The sequence below is a fragment of the Paraburkholderia flagellata genome (assembly GCF_021390645.1).
Classification (GTDB): domain Bacteria; phylum Pseudomonadota; class Gammaproteobacteria; order Burkholderiales; family Burkholderiaceae; genus Paraburkholderia; species Paraburkholderia flagellata.
The window spans coordinates 1,298,220-1,315,734 of record NZ_JAJEJT010000003.1 but is presented as its reverse complement, the minus strand read 5'-3'; the positions used below and the strand labels follow the sequence as shown (position 1 = coordinate 1,315,734).

At 64.5% G+C, this 17,515-nt stretch carries 12 protein-coding genes and 1 pseudogene; 5 read left to right on the top strand and 8 right to left on the bottom strand.

Annotated elements, in window-relative coordinates:
- The first annotated feature begins 353 nt into the window (after nucleotides 1–353).
- On the top strand, nucleotides 354–1,940 hold the full coding sequence (locus L0U83_RS29650) for a methyl-accepting chemotaxis protein (protein WP_233887686.1): 1,587 nt from the start codon (nucleotides 354–356) through the stop codon (nucleotides 1,938–1,940).
- 112 nt (nucleotides 1,941–2,052) lie between these two features.
- Here the strand turns inward: L0U83_RS29650 and L0U83_RS29645 are convergent, their stop codons facing one another.
- From L0U83_RS29645 to L0U83_RS29630, 4 genes are all read right to left on the bottom strand, one after another.
- A complete protein-coding gene (locus tag L0U83_RS29645) occupies nucleotides 2,053–3,402 on the bottom strand; it encodes an MFS transporter (RefSeq protein WP_233887685.1) in 1,350 nt (449 codons plus the stop codon).
- Nucleotides 3,403–3,893: 491 nt separating this feature from the next.
- Nucleotides 3,894–5,669 (bottom strand): tannase/feruloyl esterase family alpha/beta hydrolase, encoded by a 1,776-nt coding sequence (locus tag L0U83_RS29640; protein WP_233887684.1) that lies wholly within the window; start codon nucleotides 5,667–5,669, stop codon nucleotides 3,894–3,896.
- Between the two features lie 199 nt (nucleotides 5,670–5,868).
- A complete protein-coding gene (locus L0U83_RS29635; RefSeq protein WP_233887683.1) occupies nucleotides 5,869–6,597 on the bottom strand; it encodes a substrate-binding domain-containing protein in 729 nt (242 codons plus the stop codon).
- Between the two features lie 88 nt (nucleotides 6,598–6,685).
- Entirely contained in the window at nucleotides 6,686–7,711 is a 1,026-nt protein-coding gene (locus L0U83_RS29630) for an amidohydrolase family protein (protein ID WP_233887682.1), read from the bottom strand.
- Nucleotides 7,712–8,071: 360 nt separating this feature from the next.
- Here L0U83_RS29630 and L0U83_RS29625 point away from each other — a divergent pair.
- Nucleotides 8,072–9,245: pseudogene (locus L0U83_RS29625) on the top strand (epoxide hydrolase family protein).
- A gap of 3 nt (nucleotides 9,246–9,248) precedes the next feature.
- Here the strand turns inward: L0U83_RS29625 and L0U83_RS29620 are convergent.
- Nucleotides 9,249–10,250: a fatty acid desaturase gene (locus L0U83_RS29620; RefSeq protein WP_373321128.1), complete on the bottom strand. Its 1,002-nt coding sequence runs from the start codon at nucleotides 10,248–10,250 to the stop codon at nucleotides 9,249–9,251.
- 128 nt (nucleotides 10,251–10,378) lie between these two features.
- On the opposite strand from L0U83_RS29620, the gene L0U83_RS29615 reads away from it, so the two are divergent.
- The gene (locus tag L0U83_RS29615; protein WP_233887680.1) at nucleotides 10,379–11,215 is read left to right on the top strand and encodes a phosphate/phosphite/phosphonate ABC transporter substrate-binding protein; all 837 of its coding nucleotides are present in this window, start codon (nucleotides 10,379–10,381) and stop codon (nucleotides 11,213–11,215) included.
- Nucleotides 11,216–11,438: 223 nt separating this feature from the next.
- Here the strand turns inward: L0U83_RS29615 and L0U83_RS29610 are convergent, their stop codons facing one another.
- Nucleotides 11,439–12,857: a YeiH family protein gene (locus tag L0U83_RS29610; RefSeq protein ID WP_233887679.1), complete on the bottom strand. Its 1,419-nt coding sequence runs from the start codon at nucleotides 12,855–12,857 to the stop codon at nucleotides 11,439–11,441.
- Between the two features lie 289 nt (nucleotides 12,858–13,146).
- On the opposite strand from L0U83_RS29610, the gene L0U83_RS29605 reads away from it, so the two are divergent.
- Complete coding sequence (locus L0U83_RS29605) at nucleotides 13,147–13,974, top strand: MetQ/NlpA family lipoprotein (RefSeq protein ID WP_373321127.1); 828 nt, start codon at nucleotides 13,147–13,149, stop codon at nucleotides 13,972–13,974.
- Nucleotides 13,975–14,047: 73 nt separating this feature from the next.
- On the opposite strand, the gene L0U83_RS29600 is transcribed toward L0U83_RS29605, so the two are convergent.
- The gene (locus tag L0U83_RS29600; protein ID WP_233887678.1) at nucleotides 14,048–15,421 is read right to left on the bottom strand and encodes an LLM class flavin-dependent oxidoreductase; all 1,374 of its coding nucleotides are present in this window, start codon (nucleotides 15,419–15,421) and stop codon (nucleotides 14,048–14,050) included.
- A 118-nt stretch (nucleotides 15,422–15,539) separates the two neighbouring features.
- Nucleotides 15,540–16,460, bottom strand: coding sequence for a DMT family transporter (locus L0U83_RS29595; protein WP_233887677.1), 921 nt, complete (start codon nucleotides 16,458–16,460; stop codon nucleotides 15,540–15,542).
- Between the two features lie 125 nt (nucleotides 16,461–16,585).
- Between L0U83_RS29595 and L0U83_RS29590 the strand changes: the two genes are divergently transcribed.
- Nucleotides 16,586–17,500, top strand: coding sequence for a LysR family transcriptional regulator (locus tag L0U83_RS29590; RefSeq protein WP_233887676.1), 915 nt, complete (start codon nucleotides 16,586–16,588; stop codon nucleotides 17,498–17,500).
- Nucleotides 17,501–17,515 lie beyond the last annotated feature (15 nt).

The window sequence follows — 17,515 nt, the reverse complement described above, 5'->3', positions numbered from 1 at the left end:
TTGCTGCGCGTCCGGGAAGCGAGTCCGCCGGGGCCGCCGGACTTTTGCCAGGCGCATTTCGAACGGTCGTATCGAATCTGCTTCGCGATGCTTGCGAATCACTTATCGGGCGTTGTGTATGCAAACGCGTGCCGAAAGTGCTTGCTCGCATCTCTTCCTTCATCGCGATCCTTATGCCGTGGGCATTTCAGCCACTGCGAACCGGGACCCGTCACTGCGCTTCGGTTCGTTTATCGCCCCGTTGCGCACGGCCATGGCTTTATAGCATTGAATCGCACCATTCATGATCGAAAGCGCCGGCCGATAAGCAGCGAACGACCGGACAATCCAATCAAAAACAAAGGAGACTACGAGTGCACACTGAACCATCGACCAAGCCGAACCATCAGGGAGAAGCCGCTCTCCCTCCCGGAAAATTGCTCGTTTCCACGACCGACACGCGCGGCGTGATCACCTACTGCAACGACGCATTCATCGAAGCCAGCGGCCTTCCCCGCGAGGCACTGATCGGGCACCCTCATAGTGTCGTGCGCCACCCCGACATGCCGGCCGAGGTCTATCGCGACATGTGGGCCACGCTGAAAAGACGTGAGCCATGGATTGGCGTGCTGAAGAACCGCTTCAGCCATGGGCAGCATTGCTGGGTGCAGATCGGCGTGACACCCATCATCGAAGGGCAGCATGTCGCTGCGTACCGGGCGGTCCACACCGCCGCTTCGCGCGATCAGGTGCGGGCCGCCGAAGCGCTGTATGCAACTTTGCTCATAGAGCAAAGAGCGGCCCGGCGTAGACACCATCTGCAGGCAGGCGCGATTGTTCGCAAGGACATGGTGGGACGGCTTTCGCGTTTCGTGCATCCCACCATGAAGACGCAGACCTACTTGCTCACGAGCGGTCTCGCGGCGGCCGGCATGGTCACGGGGGTTATCGTCGACGGCGGCGCATCGTCGATCACGCCCGTGCGCACGGCGATCGGCCTTGCGGCCTGCGTGGCGTTCGGCGTGCTCGCCGAATACCGCATGCGCTTCATGTTCATTTTCCCGCTGCGCCGTCTGCTCGGCGCGGCCACGCGGCTCGCCATGGGCGATCTCACGCAGAAAGTCGAGAACACCTGGAAGCCCACCGGCGTGGTCGGCAAGCTCGAACAATCGGTCAACCAGGTCAGCCTGAACATGCGCGCCATCGTCGGCGACGCGCGCGACCAGATGGCACGCATGAGCGCGGCCACGGTGACCGTATCCGAGGGCAGCCAGAAGCTCTCGGCGCGCGCCGAATCGCAGGCGGCGAGCCTCGAGCAATCCGCGGCCTCGATGCAGCATATTGCGGCCAATGTGCGGCAAACCGCCGATGCGGCGCGGCAGGCCGCCACCAGCGCAGGCCGCGCACGCGCGATTACCGAAGACAGCGGCCGCGCCGTGGAAGCCATGACAGTGACGATGCAGGGCATCACCGAGGCCTCCCGCAAGATTGGCGAGATCATTCAGGTGATCGAAGGGATTTCCTTCCAGACCAATATTCTCGCGCTCAACGCGGCCGTAGAAGCGGCGCGCGCAGGCGAGCATGGGCGCGGCTTCGCGGTGGTGGCAAGCGAGGTGCGCAATCTCGCGGGCCGCGCGGCCGTGGCGGCCAAGGAAATCGCCGGCCTCATCGTCGACTCGACACAGAAGGTCCAGGAAGGTTGCCAACTCACTGAAACGGCCCGCGAAAAGATGCAGCAGGCGGTGCAGGCAGTGCGCGACGTCAATGTGCTAATCGACGAAATCAATACCGCGACCGGCGAGCAAAGCGCTGGCATTGCCGAGATCAAACAGGCTTTGGATCACATCGAAGCGCTCACGCAACAGGACAGCGCGCTCGTGAATCACTTTTCGATTTCGGCCAATACGCTCGGCAGGAATGCGCAAACCGTGATCGAAACGGTGGGGGCGTTCAGGATCTAACTCGCTGAACGAAGGCCGCGTCTCTCATTCCTGCACACAACAAAAAAACGGCGCGGCAGTGCAATCCGCACCGCCGCGCCGCTCAATTCAGCGCACTTGCCAGATCAAAAACTCAGTGTGCTGCGCTCACCTGCGTAGCCGGTTCCGAATGACGCGCACGCTGCGAAACCAGGATCGCCATCGCTGCGAGCACGGCCGGTACGGCGAGCATCGCGAGAATCGCGGCGAATTCCCAGCCAAGGCCCAGCAGCGCGCCGCCAATGGCCGAGCCGAAAATGCTGCCGAAGCGGCCCATGCCCAGCATCCAGCTCACACCCGTTGCACGCGCAACCGTCGGATAGCGGCCCGGTGCGTAGGCGTTGAGGCCCGTTTGCGCACCGCTCATGCAGAAGCCCGCGGCGAATACCAGCAGCGCGAGCGACGAGGAAAGCGCGCCCACGCCGGCCAGCGCCAGTACACAAATACCGCCGCCGACATATGCCGCGCTGATTACGCGCGCCGGACGCACCTTGTCCATGATCCAGCCCACCAGCACCGCGCCGATCGTGCCGCCAATCTGGAACATGGCCGTGACGTTCGCCGCCACCGTGATGGAGAGGCCCGCGTCCTTGATCAGCGTGGGCAGCCAACCCGTGAGCAGATAGATCACGAGCAGGCCCATGAAATACGTGACCCACAGCGCGAGGGTCATCACGCCATAGCCTTGCGAGAACAGCACGCCAATCGGCTTGCGCGTGGGCAGCGGCGGTTCCGTCGAGACGAAATTCTCGTCGCCCGCGAAGTTGGCGCCAGTCACGCGGTTAAGCGTCGCGGCGATGCGCTTGCTCGTGGCGCCCCGCACGGCGAGCAGACGCGCCGATTCCGGCAGCAGCCAGGCCTGCAGCGGCACGAGTGCGAGCGGAATGGCGCCGCCGAAGATCAACACCGCGCGCCAGCCATGGTTCGGCACGAGCCAGCCCGCCGCGAAGCCGATCAATGCCGAGCCGAGGTTAAAGCCCGTGAACATGATCGTGATGAGCAGCGCGCGGCGGCGTTGCGGCGAGTACTCCGAGAGCAGCGTCGTGGAGTTCGGCATGGCTGCGCCAAGACCGATGCCGGTCAGCACGCGCAGCACAGCCATGGAAACCGGCGACTGCGTGAACGACGTGAGGATCGTGAACACGCCGAAGAGGAACACGGAGGTAATCAGCACCCACTTGCGGCCGACGCGGTCGGAGGCGGGGCCGGCGGCCAGCGCGCCGATCACGAGGCCGATGGGCGCCGCGCTCATGACGAGCCCGAACTCGGGGCGCGAAATGCCCCAATCGTGAATGATGGACGGCGCCACGAACCCCATGATGGCCACGTCCATGCCGTCTGCTGTCACCGCGAGAAAGCACAGCGCCACCAGAAGCCACTGGTAGGCCGAAATGTGGCGTTCGTCGATGAACGCCTTGATATCAATTGTTTTGCTGCCAGACATCTGTCGTCTCCTGTCCGTTCTATGGTCTGCCGCTCGCTCGTGCCCGAGTCGAATTTCTACGAACTGCTATCCGTCGGGGGCACGATAGGTGGCCAACCCCTCGCCTGAAAGTGCGGGTTAACCACATATTGGATACGTAAATGCCCATCCGCATGGGCAATTTCGGCACGCCCGCACCGGCGATATCGCCCTGGAAGCCGCGCCGCGTAAAGGCCGGGCGCAATCAGCCCGCGCTTTGCCTGTCGCGGCCTGCGGCTGGAATCGAACCCAGCGTGATAAACAAAATCGATGCTCTCCGAAAGGATTCGCAAACGTGCCGGACGATCGTGCGGAATTCAGTTGCCGCTACATCGCCGGGGGGCGCCGCGATACGACTCGCCGCCACTACCGCGCATTTACCATGCGATTCATTTATCGCAATGCAAACGAAGCCAGCCCCGAAGGGCTGGCAGGTTCAACTGTGAATCATGCGAGTTTGCCGGGATTTTCCGTCAAGGTGCGGCAACCCCCTGCGTAGTCGGCGTGTACGTTGTATAGAAGCTCGAGCCCGCCCAGGCATGCGTGGGCTGGTTGTACAGCGGTGCGCCCTGCGTCCAGTTGGCGCCGAGGTGCCAGTCGCCGGTGCCCGTGAACTGCGCGACGGCCGGATACGGATAAACGGGGCGGCTGGCCGTCACGTTGTTCGACGAATCGGTCTGGTACGTCATGACCGCGTTCGGCGCCGTGCCCTGCTCGGCCCACGCCGTGATCTGCGAGACGAGGTCGATGTTCGGGAAGCCTTCGCCGCCGCCGCAGTGCGCCACGCCAGGCACGACGTACAGGCGCGCGAAATCGCTCACGTTCGAGGCGCCCATCGTGTTCTGCACGGCCTCGAAGTACTGGATCGTGAAGAGCGGCGAAATGTGTTGATCCGCCCAGCCGTGCCACAGGATCAGCTTGCCGCCCGCCTTTTTGAATGCCGAGAGGTCGGGGCTCGTCGCGTCCATCAGCGGATGGTTGGCCTGCAGGTAGGTCGGGTAGAAACTCGCATCCGTGTAGCCGAACGTGTCGATGGTCGGCATGGTGGGCGAGCCCGTGAAGATCAGGTTATAGGCGCCCGTCACGATCATGTAGCTGAACAGGTTCTTCACCGAAACCGGTGCGGCCGTCGAGTTCGTCGTCGGCACTTCCACGCCTACCCAGTTCTCTTCCGAACCCATCTGCGGGGAGCCCGCCAGCATGCGCTCGCCGGTTGTCGCGTCCACCGGTCCGCCATAGATCTTGCTCGCGGTGGCGACTTCGGCTGCCGTCAGACAGTTGCTCGTGTTCGTCGCGCCCTGCGCACACTGGATCGATGCGGGATCGAAATTGCAGGTGCGCGGATCGGCGATCAGGCCGTCGGGGACGCCCGCCTGGCCGCCGCAAGCTGCCACGACTGCCTTGTGCAGCACGAGCGCCTTGTCTGCGTAAAGCGTGGCGTTTCCGGTGCTGTCGCCGGTCGTGCTTTGCGACTCCACGCTCCAGCCGTGATACAGCGAGTTCTGGATCTGGAAGTGCGCCGCCGGAGCGCCCGCGATGATGCCGTTATAGTCGTTCGGGTAGCGTTGCGCAGCCATGAGCGCTTCGCGGCCGCCGTCCGAGCAACCGATGAAGTACGCGTACTTTTGCGTCTGCCCGTAATAAGCCTTGATGAGCTTTTCCGCCGTGAGCGTCGTGATGTGCTGTCCGCGATACGCGAAATCGGCCTGCTTTTGCGGGTCCGTCGTCCACGACGAGTCGTTGCCCGAGTGGCCCATGTCCGTCGCCGCCGTCACGAAGCCGCCTTCCTGCACGAGCGGGCACGTGTAGCTGAAGCTGAACGACGACTGCTGGGTCGGATCGCTCAGGTTGCCGCACAAGCCCCCGCAGCCCAGCGCCGCAAAGCGCTGCGTCCACGTGCTCACCGGCAGCGCCACTTCGAAGGTATTCGAAGGCGCGAGCGTGCCCTTCACGGTACAGAAGTTGACCGAAGCACCGTTGATGGTCGCCGTGGTCACGGTGGCCGACGTAATCGTGCTGCCCGAACCGCCAATATCGGTGATATCGACCGAAGCCAGCTTGGAGCAATCCACTACGGGCGCCACGACTGCGAGCGGCGCTTTCGCTGCGTCGCCGCTGCTGCTGCCGCTGCCGCCGCTGCCGCATGCAGCGACGAGCGTGGCCGCCGAGAAGATGACGAACAGTGAAAGCAGCGAGGCTGCACGAGCGCGCGCGCTCGTGAAAAGCCGCCGGGTATGCGGGTTTTTCATGCTTGCCTCCTGATGTTGTACGTATGGGTGTTCTTCTGATTCACTTTTCACGCCTCCGATTCTGTTTTTTCTGATTAGGATATCTAATTAACGTAAACGCGTAGACGACGCGACATGGGATGTCCAATCTAATCGTCTTATTGCTCCTTCGGTTTCGCTTATTGCCGCCTTGCTCGTGCTCTTCTGCGCTGCTGCTCCGCTACCGCCCGTACTCCGCGCCGCCCGCGGGCTCCATGCCAAACGCCCGCTTGGTCGCCTCGGCGCGTTCCGACCCCAGGAACGCAAGGAAGTCCGCCGCCGCCCGCCGCTGCCGGGACACCACGCAGATCGCCGCGGAAAAGACCGTGACGAGTTGAGCCCCGTCGGGAAGCGGTCCGACGACGTCCACGCCCGGCACATCTTTTAGCTCACTCAATTGCTGAAACCCGATCTCGACGTCGCCATCCGCGATGAGGCTCGCCACCGGCACACCCGGTTGCGCCATCACGAGGCGCGGTGCGAGCGTTTCGGCCACGCCCCAGCGCTCGAGCAGGCCCAGCAAATGGTCGCCGCTCGGCCCCGTCGAATAGCCGATGCGCGCCGCGCGCAGAATCGTCTCGCGCAGTGCGCCTTCAGTGCCGATATCCGGGTGCGCCGCGCCAGCGGCGACGGCCGCCGCCATGCCGGAGCGCACGACGTCCGTGCGTGCGCCCACGAGGTGCCCGCCCGCCGCCAGGCGCTCGATCGCCGCCGTGGCCAGCACGGCGAAATCGAACGCCTCGCCCGCTTGCACGCGCCGCGCGGCGTCCACGCCACCTATTGCGGCAACAGTCAGCCGCTGCCCCGTTTCGCGCGTGTATTGCTCGGCGAGACCCGCAAGCAGGAGGCGCGTCGCCATCGACCCGACACCGGCCAGCGCGGCATCGCTTTTCACGTCTTCCTTTGTCATTGACTTCCGTTTCAATCGAGAGGGAGCGAGGCCACCTGATATTGAGCCTCGCTGGTTGCGCCCGGAATGCGAGCCGCCGCGTACGCGCTCACAAGCCCTTTGCCTTGAGCCGCGCGTTCAGACGCGGATATACGCGCCTCGCGTTGCCTTCGTAGATCTTGTAGCGGTCCGCGGCATCGACGTGCGCGGCTTCGATATAGCGCTTCGTGTCGTCGTAGTAGTGGCCAGTCTCGGGGTCGACGCCACGCACCGCGCCGATCATCTCGCTGGCGAACAGAATGTTGTCGACGGGAATCACACGCGTGAGCAGATCGATGCCGGGCTGGTGATACACGCAGGTGTCGAAGAACACGTTATTCAGCAAATGCTCGTTGAGCGGCGGCTTTTTCAGCTCCTGCGCCAGGCCCCGAAAGCGTCCCCAGTGGTAAGGCACCGCGCCGCCGCCGTGCGGAATCACAAAACGCAGCGTGGGGAAATCGCGGAACAGGTCCGACGTGAGGCACTGCATGAAGGCGGTCGTATCCGCGTTCAGGTAGTGCGCGCCCGTGGTGTGGAAACACGCGTTGCAGCTCGTGCTCACGTGGATCATCGCGGGAATGTCGTATTCGACGAGCTTCTCGTAGATCGGGTACCAGTAGCGGTCCGAAAGCGGCGGGCTCGTCCAGTGTCCGCCCGAGGGATCGGGATTCAGGTTGACCGCCACGTTGCCGTACTGCTCCACGCATTTGACGAGTTCCTCAACGCACGTGGCGGGATCGACGCCCGGGCTTTGCGGCAGCATCGCGGCCGGCACGAAATGCGCAGGAAAGAGCTCGCTCACGCGGTGGCACAGCTCGTTGCAGATCGCGGCCCACGTGCTCGACACCTGGAAGCCGCCAATATGATGGGCCATGAAACTCGCGCGCGGACTGAAAATCGTGAGATCGAGACCGCGCTCGCGCATCAGCTTCAGTTGATTGAGTTCGATCGATTCGCGCAATTCGTCGTCGCCGATCTTCAGCTCCGATGCCCTGGGCATCTCGGACGGATTGGCGATGCCCGCTATCTGGCGTTTGCGCCACGCCTCCAGCGCTTTGGGCGCCGTGGTGTAGTGCCCGTGAATGTCGATGATCATTGAGACCCCTGCTGCTGATTCGAATCGTTGCGCTACGGTACGAATTGGCCCCACCGCGCTAGTAGCCAGGGCAATTACCTAGATTGCGCGAAAAACAGCGCGCGTGCCAGTCAACGCGCGCGGCCGCCGACGGCCGGGAATGCCGCAAACCACGGACGTCCTGGCGTTTGCGCCGCGCCTCGCGCTGCCAAAGATGCCCCGCAGTATTTTCGAAATGCTGATAAACAAAACGGATGCCTCGATAAACATCTGGTAAGCGATGGAGGGAATTCGAAGGGTCCTCAGGGGCGGCCGATGCGCGGTGGAGAATGCGCTCATAATGATCCGCTCGTTGGCCTGACATCACGTGGATGAACCACCATGCATATCGACCCATTCGAAATTCGCGTTCCCGATGAGGCAATCGACGACCTGCGCCGGCGTTTGCGCGCCACTCGCTGGGCCAACGCTACGCCCTCGCCGGCCTGGCAACAAGGGGCCGACGATGCATGGCTGCGCGAACTCGTCGCGTATTGGGCAGACGAATACGACTGGCGCACCGCCGAACGCGCGCTGAACCAGCTGCCGCAGTTCATGGCCGAAGTGGATGGCGCAGGCAGTACGGGCGGCGCGGTTGGCCAAAGGGTGCACTTCGTGCATCGGCGCGGCGCGGGCCCGAAGCCCTACCCGCTCGTGATCACGCACGGTTGGCCGGGCTCGTTCTTCGAATTCCACGCGCTGCTCGACCGGCTATGCGACCCCGCCGCATTCGGCGCGGACCCAGCCGATGCGTTCGACGTCGTTGTCCCGTCGCTGCCGGGCTTTGCCTTTTCGCCCGCGCCGGCCGCGCCCGGCTCCTCCGCGTTCCAGGTAGCAGACCTGTGGGCCGCGCTCATGCGCGGTCTCGGCTACGAGCGCTTCGGCGCGCAAGGGGGCGACCTCGGCGCGGGTGTGTCTATCGCGCTAGCCGCGCGCCACAGCCAGGCCGTGGAAGGAATCCACCTGAACTTCCTGCCCACTTCGTACGAAACCGCAATCGATGGGCAAGCCCCGCTCACCCCGGCGGAACAGGACTATCTGCGAGAAAAGGCCGACTGGGCAGCGCTGGAGGGTGGATATGCGCACATGCACGCGACGAAGCCGCAAACCGCAGCGGCGGCGCTCAATGACTCGCCCGCGGGACTTGCCGCGTGGGTCGGCGAGAAGTTTCGCGCATGGAGCGACTGCGACGGCGTAATCGAGCGCCGGTTCTCGAAGGACACCTTGCTTACGGACCTTTCACTGTATTGGTTCACAGGCAGTATTGGCACGTCGATGCAGATGTATTGGGAAAACCGTCTGCAGCCGTTTCGCTGCCGGGCAACGCGTGGTGCCGCCGGTCGCATTCGCGCGCTTTCCGAAGGAGATCAATCACCCGCCACGGTCGTGGCTCGAGCGTGTGCTCGACATCGTGCAATGGACCGACATGCCACGCGGCGGCCATTTCGCTGCAATGGAAGAACCCGATCTTCTCGCCGCCGACATTCGCCGCTTTTTCAAACGGTTCCGCCAGTGAACGTCACTGCGCCGCGTTATCGCCGAACGGATGCGCGGGTGCATCCGTCGCGCGCCACGCGTAGCGCCTGAGCAGCGCGGCGTAGCCTTCGATCACGAAACCACCGCACTTGTGCCGATAGTCGTCGCGCCGCATACGGTAGGCGCGCGGCAGTTGAAACCACGGCAAGCGCGGCAGATCGTGATGCACGAGATGGTAGTTGTTGTTCAGATACAGAAAGCGCATGACGAGCCCGGCCTCGTTGATGGCGATGCGCGCCTTGGGATGCGACGCCGCGCGATGCTCGTACAGCGAGCGGACCATCGCGAGTCCGAGCGCAGGCCAGGTGACAGCGGCGAGATACCACCACCACGGCACGCCCGCGTAACGCTGCACCCACGCGAGCAGCAGCGCGACGGCGGCGAAGTGCGCGAGCCACATCGGCACGTGTCGCCACTCGCCGCTACGCAGCGCTTTCGCCGCGCCGGCGAGCATCGCGGCCACACTCATGGGCGGCCCGATCACCACCCGCCCCACGAAGCTCTTGCGTGCGTGCCATAACACGCGATGCCAGCGCGGCAAGCGAGTCCATTGCTCGTGCTGCACGTAATTCGTTTCGGGGTCGATGCCGGGCACGGTCAACGCTTCGTCGCGATGATGCGCCATATGGCTCTCGCGGTACACCGCATAGGGAAACCACACGGCAAGCGGCGGCCAGCCCAGCGCCATGTTCAGCCATGCGAACCGGGTGGGATGACCGTGCAGCAATTCGTGCTGGAGCGACATATGCCATGCGCACAGCACGATGAGGCATGGCGTGGCGGCCGCAATCGTGAGGACACTTGAACGCACGAGCGCCAGCACCGCAAACCAGCCGCCGTAGATCACGGCGATCAATAGCCAGGTTGGCCATTCCGTGCGCGCGGTGAAGCCTGTGCCGAGCGCGGCGACTTCCCGCGCGTGGTCTGCGTCGAAGTATTCGGCCATGTTCGCCAGTTCCCGCGATGAAGGATGGTGCCACTCCATACGGAGAGCAAAGCAATTCAGGCCCTCACCATACCGAACGCGGGGCGCTTCACCAAACAAGGAATTGCCATTTGCTTATTTCACCGCGCTGCGCGGCGCGCAAGGACCGCGCAGCGTAGAATGCGCCGATGACCCGCTGGATCGCCTCCCTGCCGATGTACAACGTGTCGCCGCAACATGCGGCGTTGTGGCGCTCGCTCCTGAGCGACTGTGTGACGATCTTTGCGCGGGTCCTGGCGCGCTCGTTCGACCCGGGCGACGTCACGATCGTGAACGCGCCCGATGGCGAACTCATGCCGCACTGGCGGCGCAAGGATTTATTGCTCTCGCAGACCTGCGGGTTTCCATACCGGATGCTCGGGCTCGCCGACGAAGTGCATCTGATTGCGACCCCGATATTCGACGCCCCCGCTTGCGAAGGCCCGCGCTATCGAAGCGTGCTCGTCGTTTCTGCTGAGGCGTGGGCGCGCGGCGCCCACACGCTCGAAGCGTGCCGCGGCCTGCGCGCCGCATGCAACAGCGCGGATTCGCATAGCGGCATGAACGCGTTTCGCCACGCGCTCGCGCCACTCGCACGCGACGTCCGCTTCTTCGCCTCGGTGCGCTGGACGGGCTCACACGCAGCCACGCTACAGGCGCTTGCGAGCGGTGCGGCGGACGTAGGCTCCATCGACTGTGTCACGCTCGCGTTGCTGCACGATTCGCACACCGAATCGTTCGGCGGCGTGCGGGCCATCGGCATGACAGCCTCCGCGCCCGGCCTTCCGCTGATCGCCTCACGCGCGCTCAACGAGGGTCAGGCTCAAGCGCTGCGTGATGCGCTGGACGCCGCTCTCGCAGCCGATCCTGAACGCGCACGCACGCTGCGTCTGCGCGGATTCGCCCGGCTCACTGGCGACGCTTACGCCGAAATCGAGGACATGGCCAACGCGGCCGCGCAGCAGGGCTATACCGAGCTTCGATGAACACCTCACGTTGTGCGCACAACGAATGCCGCACAGCGATCCTCCGGTTGAGTCAGACGGTCGTGCCGCAGACATAGACGGCTCTCCCCGACACTCGCCCCATAAGCCGACCCGAACGAGGCCAACCCCGCGATGCGCGCCTCCAGCACCGCGCGGTCTTCGGCCCAGTGCGCACACTGCGCGCACTGTGGCCGCTTTACGGAATCAGCCGCGCCATTCATGCTCATTTGCCGAGCGCCAGCCAGTATGGCGCGAACACATGCGCCGAGAGCAGGTAGCCGAGCACCACATTCACGGCCACGCCGGCGGTGAACGCGGCAAGAGGCCTCACGCCCGTCGACGAAAGCGCGGCGAATCGCGTGGTAAGGCCAATGCTGAGAAAGCAGAACGTGAACGCCCAGGTACGCAACGCGACGATCGGCGCGACGAAGGCCGGCGTCACGACACTGCGGTATTCGGCCAGCGTGTAATGCGAGGCGACCCACGTGACGAACGCCGAAGCAATGACGAACCCGATCACGAACTTGGGAAAGCGGGTCCAGATTTCGCGGGCGCGCGTCGTCGTCCGTAGCTCGTCGCCGGCCTCGCGGTCCCAGCGCGTGGTCGCCACGATCGCCAGCACGAAAGCCCAGATGCCGATCCAGATATCGCGCCCTACCACCTTCATCAACACGAATGCCTGCAGCGCAGCGTCGGGCGCCCCCGCGACTGCGCCGCCCGCATGCCGCGCGAGGTCGCCGTAGGCCTGGGCGGCGGCGATGCCGGCCGCGTCCGCGAATTCCGAGGTGCCGATCCAGGCGCCGGCGATACCTGTCGGCAGGCCGAACGCACGCGAAAGCGCGGGCAGCGCGAACACCATGACGATCGCCCACACCACGACGAGCGTGATCGCCACCGAAGCCTGCTCGCGCCGCGCACGCACCGCGCCCGCAATCGCGATGGCCGCCGAAACGCCGCACACCGCACCGCCCACACCCAGCACCGCAGCGAAGCGCTGCTCGATCTTCAGCGCCCGCGCGGTGCCGTAGATCACGAAGAAAGTGACGAGCGAAACGATGGTGGCCTGCCCCACGGCAACCGGACCGGCCCACGCAATCAGTGTGAGCGGCAGTGTCGCGCCGAGCAGCACGATCCCAACCTTGATGTAGAACTCCACGCGCAGCGCCGGCGCGAGCCAGGCGGGCAACGTGAACAGATTCGAGACGATCAGCCCTAGCGCCAGCGCGATGAGCGGCGGCTCGAGGTTGTAGCGCGTAGCCTGCGCCCACGCTCCCACGACGAAGATAAGCGTCGACACCACGAAGAGGACAAAGAATCCTCTGATGAATTGCGCAACCGGCAAGCCGAGCGCCGCAATCGCCACGGAGAACACGACCGCGAACCCGACGAACAGCGCCGCGTATCCACCTGCGTGCGCCGCGAGGTCGCGCGCGAGCCCGCCGAAGTCGTTCCAGCGCGCCGGCGCCACCGCCACGCTCTTGATGCTGCTGCCGGAAGCAAAAAGCCCATATGCGATCGCAATAACGAAGAGCCCGATCGCAACCGCCCACCAGTCTTCCGTGCCGAAGGGCTTGCGCTGGGCCGCCACGGCCTGCCCAGGCGCGTGATTGCCACCCTCTGCTGCAAGAGTCGAATTGCTCATAGTTGGTTTTCCCCTGTTCAAACCCCGTTTGCGGCGATCGCTATGTCGCCCTTATGTCACCCTGATGTCACCGTTAAGCAGGCGCTACGCATCCCGAAGCGCGCGCCTCGTCAATCAGTATGGAATGCTGATCTTCGAATCTGAAATAACTTGTTCTTCATTGCTTATGCAATGGGTAGGTCGCCGCAAAACGACGAATCTAGCTAAGCAATGCTCCCAAAATTGGTTGTCCGCTTGCGGCGCGCTCCTTAGCATCGCCTTATCCACAACTCTTCGAATAATGGATCCTATGAAGAAAAGAAACTTGTTGGGCGCGATGCTGGCAACGCTTGCGCTGGGCGTGGGTTTCGGGGGCGTGACGCTCGCGCACGCGGCGGACCAGACGTTGCGCGTGGGCATCATGTCGGGTGAGGACGAGGACGTGTGGCGCGTGGTCGCCGCCAACGCTGCGAAGCGTGGCCTCGCGATCAAGCTGACCACTTTCTCCGAATACACGCAGCCCAACGAAGCGCTGTCCAGCCACGACCTCGACGCCAACTCATTCCAGCACAAGCCGTATCTCGACGCGCAGATCAAGGCGCGCGGCTACAAGATCGTGCCGGTGGGCTTTACCTACGTCCAGCCTATCGGGCTGTATTCGCGCAAGGTGAAGTCAGTGGCAGACCTGCCGCAGGGCGCGACCATTGGCGTGCCGAACGATCCGAGCAACGAAGGCCGCTCGCTCCTGCTGCTCCAGGCACAAGGGCTCATTACGCTGCGCGACGATGTCGGCCTCTTGCCGACCGCACGCGATATCGCGAAGAATCCGAAGAATATCCATATTAAGGAGCTCGATTCGGGCATTGTCGGGCGCGCGATTGGCGATCTGGATGCGGCCGTGGTCAATACGGACTGGGCCGTGAAGTCGGGCATCAAGATTCCGCAGGAGCGTATTGCTCAGGAGAAGGTGACTGGCAATCCTTATCGCAACTTCATTGCGGTGAACGAGAAGGACGCGAACGCGCCCTGGGTGCATGCGCTCGTGGAAAGCTATCAGCAGCCTAATGTCGCTTCCGAGATCATTGCCGTGTATCACGGGGCCACGCTGCCGGCGTGGAAGGATGCGCCGCAGCAGTAAAGACGCTTGATTCACGCTCGATCTCCTGTGATTCGTTATCCGAATCACAGGAGATTTTGTATCAAACCGTCACTCAGGCCGCTTCCGTCACGCGCCTGAATCCCGCCCCCGCATGCCGCTGCGGCAACGTAGGCTCGTCGCCGAACAGCTTCTCCCGCAACGTGCCAGACGCATACGCCGTCTTGTAGCGCCCACGCGCCTGCAACTCCGGCACGACGAGATCCACGAAATCCTCATAGCTCTCAGGCACCACGGTCCGGCTCAGATTGAAGCCATCCACATCGGCCTCGTCGATCCACGCCACCAGTTCGTCCGCCACCTGCGAAGGACTGCCGACGATCGCCGGATAGCGGCCGCCCAGCTCGAACATCTCGAGCAGCTTGCGCCGCGTCCAGCCGTGCTGCTTCGCCGTGCGCGTGGCGGATTCGATCGCGTTGCCCGGCGCGTAGTCTACGGGGGCGTCGAGATCGTATTGCGCGTAATCGATGCCCGTGCTCGACGCGAAATGCGCCAACCCCGCTTCGCGGCTCGCATACTGGCGGTAGTCGGCATACTTCTCGCGCGCTTCGCGCTCGGTCGCGCCTGGCACCACCGCGGCGCCCACGAAAACCTTTACATCGTCGGGGCGGCGGCCCGCTTGCACCAGCTGTTCGCGCAGCGCGCGCACCGTCTCGCGCGCGGCGGCGCGATTGGGCGCCGAGATGAACACGCATTCGGCATGGCGCGCCGCAAAGTGCTGTCCTCGCCCCGAACTGCCCGCCTGGAACAGCACCGGTGTGCGCTGCGGCGAAGGTTCCGCCAGGTGATAGCCGTCCACGCGGTAGTAGCGTCCGGCATGCTCCACGCGATGCAGCCTGGCCGGGTCGGCGAACACGCGCGCAGTCTTGTCGCGCCGCACGGCGCCCGCCTCCCAGCTACCCTCCCAGAGTTTGTAGAGGACTTCCAGGTATTCGTCCGCACGGTCGTAGCGTTCGTCGTGCGGAAGTTGCTGTTCGAGCCCCATGGCGCGCGCCGCGCTGTCCAGATAGCCGGTCACGATATTCCAGCCAATGCGGCCTTGCGTGAGGTGATCGAGCGTGGAAAAGCGCCGCGCCAGCAAATACGGCTGCTCGTAAGTGAGGTTCACCGTGACGCCGAAGCCGAGATGCTCGGTCACCGCGGCCATGGCCGGCACGACGAGCGTGGGGTCGTTCACCGGCAACTGGATCGACTCGCGCAACGTCACGTCCACGTTGCGCTGATAGACATCGTATACGCCCACGATATCGGCAAGAAACAGACCGTCGAAGAGCCCGCGCTCCAGCGTGCGCGCGAGATTCGTCCAGTACGCGAGTGTGCGGTAGTCGGTCGAGCGGTCGCGCGGGTGCGTCCACAGCCCGTGATTGATATGCCCCACGCAATTCATGTTGAACGCGTTGAGCAATATGGGTTTGTTGGCTTTTGCCATCGTAGGGTTCTCTCCTGCGGCGTCAAACGGGTCGAATCGCCCATTGGAACAGCCTGCATCTCGATCCCCTACCAGTTAATTCGCAATTGCATATCAGCTTTGCTGATGTGGGCGCGCCCTACGCTTTCACGGCTTCTTGTGCTTCTTGTGCTTCGACCTGCGGTTCCCGCTTGAGCGCGAAAAGCGAAGCCGCAACGATCAGCATGCCGCCGATCCACGCGGGCAACGTAAGCCGCTCGCCCAGCCACACGCATGCAAAGAGCGCGCCGAACACAGGCTCGCTGCCCATGAGCAACGCCACGCGCGTGGGGCTGCTGCGGCTCACGGCGTAGTTCTGCACGAAGAAGGCGAACAGCGTGCAGCCCGCCACGAGATAGATCACGCTGACCCAGAACACACCGTGGCCCTGCCAGTGCGGCAACGGCTGCCATTGTTCGGGCGCGACAGTCAGTGCGAGCGCGGCGCAGCCGATCGAAACGACGGCGGACTGCACCGCCGTCACCGTGAGCGGCGGCACGGCGCCCGACTTCATCACGCGCTTGACCGCGCAGGAGCTCAACGCACGCAGCAGCGCGGCCAGCACGACCAGCAGGTCGCCGGGACTCGCCGCAACATGCCCGCCCGTCAGGAGAAGCGCGCCGAGCAGCGACACGCCGGCCGCCGCCCATTCCACCGGACGCGGCGCGCGCTTGAGCCACGCCCACTCCACGAGCGGCGTGAGCACCACGCACAGGCTGATCAGAAACGCGGCGTTCGAGGCGTTCGTGAGCGAAACGCCAAACGTCTCGGCCAGAAAGATGCCGAGCAGCAGCAGGCCCGCGCCGAGCACGCCGATCCGGTCGCGCCACGTCACATGACGCAGCCCGCGCAGCGCGGGCGAAAGCAGCACGAACGTGATGCCGAAGCGCAGGGCGAGCAGTCCCAGCACCGGGTAGACGAGCAGCGCGCCCTTCACCACGCCATAGCTCGTGCCCCAGATTAGCGCGACGGCAACGAGCAGCAGATCGACGGTGCGGGAGGAACGGGTCAGGGCATTCATGGTGAACGAGCTCGCAGATCGGTCGGGAACGGACACATTGTCCGATAATGCTTTCGCAGCGATAATCCGGTTCTCCGGAACATCATTTATGCTTCAAATGCACAGATGATTTCTCCCCGCCTGCCATGACGCCCTCCGACCTCCTGCCCCTGCTGCCCGATCTCGCCACCTTCGCCCGCGTGGTCGATGCCGGTAATTTCTCGGTTGCGGCGCGCCAGCTCGGCAGCACGCCTTCCACCGTGAGCCGCCAGATGCAGCGGCTCGAACGCGCGCTCGGCACACGCCTGCTGGAGCGCTCCACGCGCAGCCTGCGGCTCACGGAATCGGGTGCCGAGGTCTACCGGCACTGCGCGGAGATGGTCGAAGCCGCCGCGAGCGCGGCGCAAGCCGCCAGCCGCCTCACCGGCCGGCCGCATGGCCGCGTGAGCATCAGTGCCCCCATTTCGTTCGCGCAGAGCGTCGTTCATCCGCTGATTTCCGGCTTCCTGCGCGCGTATGAGGAAGTCGCGGTGCAACTCATCTTCACCGACCGCGACGTCGATCCGGTGCGCGAGGGCGTCGACATCGTGATTCGCCCCACGCCCACGCCGCCGCCGGGACTCGCGGCGCGGCGGCTCGGCACGCTGCAATGGATGCCGTGCGCGTCCCCCGCTTACCTGCGCGCTCGCGGCACGCCGAAGCAGCCGAAGGATCTCGCCCGCCACGACTGCCTCTACCTCGGCGAAACACCCGACGACAACCGCTGGACGTTCCGGCGCGGGGCGCAAACGCAGACCGTCGAGGTGAAGGGCCGCTATATCGCCAACGACGTGGGCGCTCGGCGCGATGCGGCGCTTGCGGACCGGGGCATCGCGAGCCTGCCCGAATTTGCCGCGGCGGATGCGCTGCGCGGCGGCCTGCTCGTACGCGTGCTGCCCGAATGGTCGCTGGAACCGCGCGCGTACAGCGGCCCGGTGTGGATGCTCTATCCGCCCAACCGCTTTCTGCCGCCGAAGGTGCGCGTTCTGATCGACTGGCTCGCGCAGCACATGCCCGAGTGACCGGCGTGCCTGCCC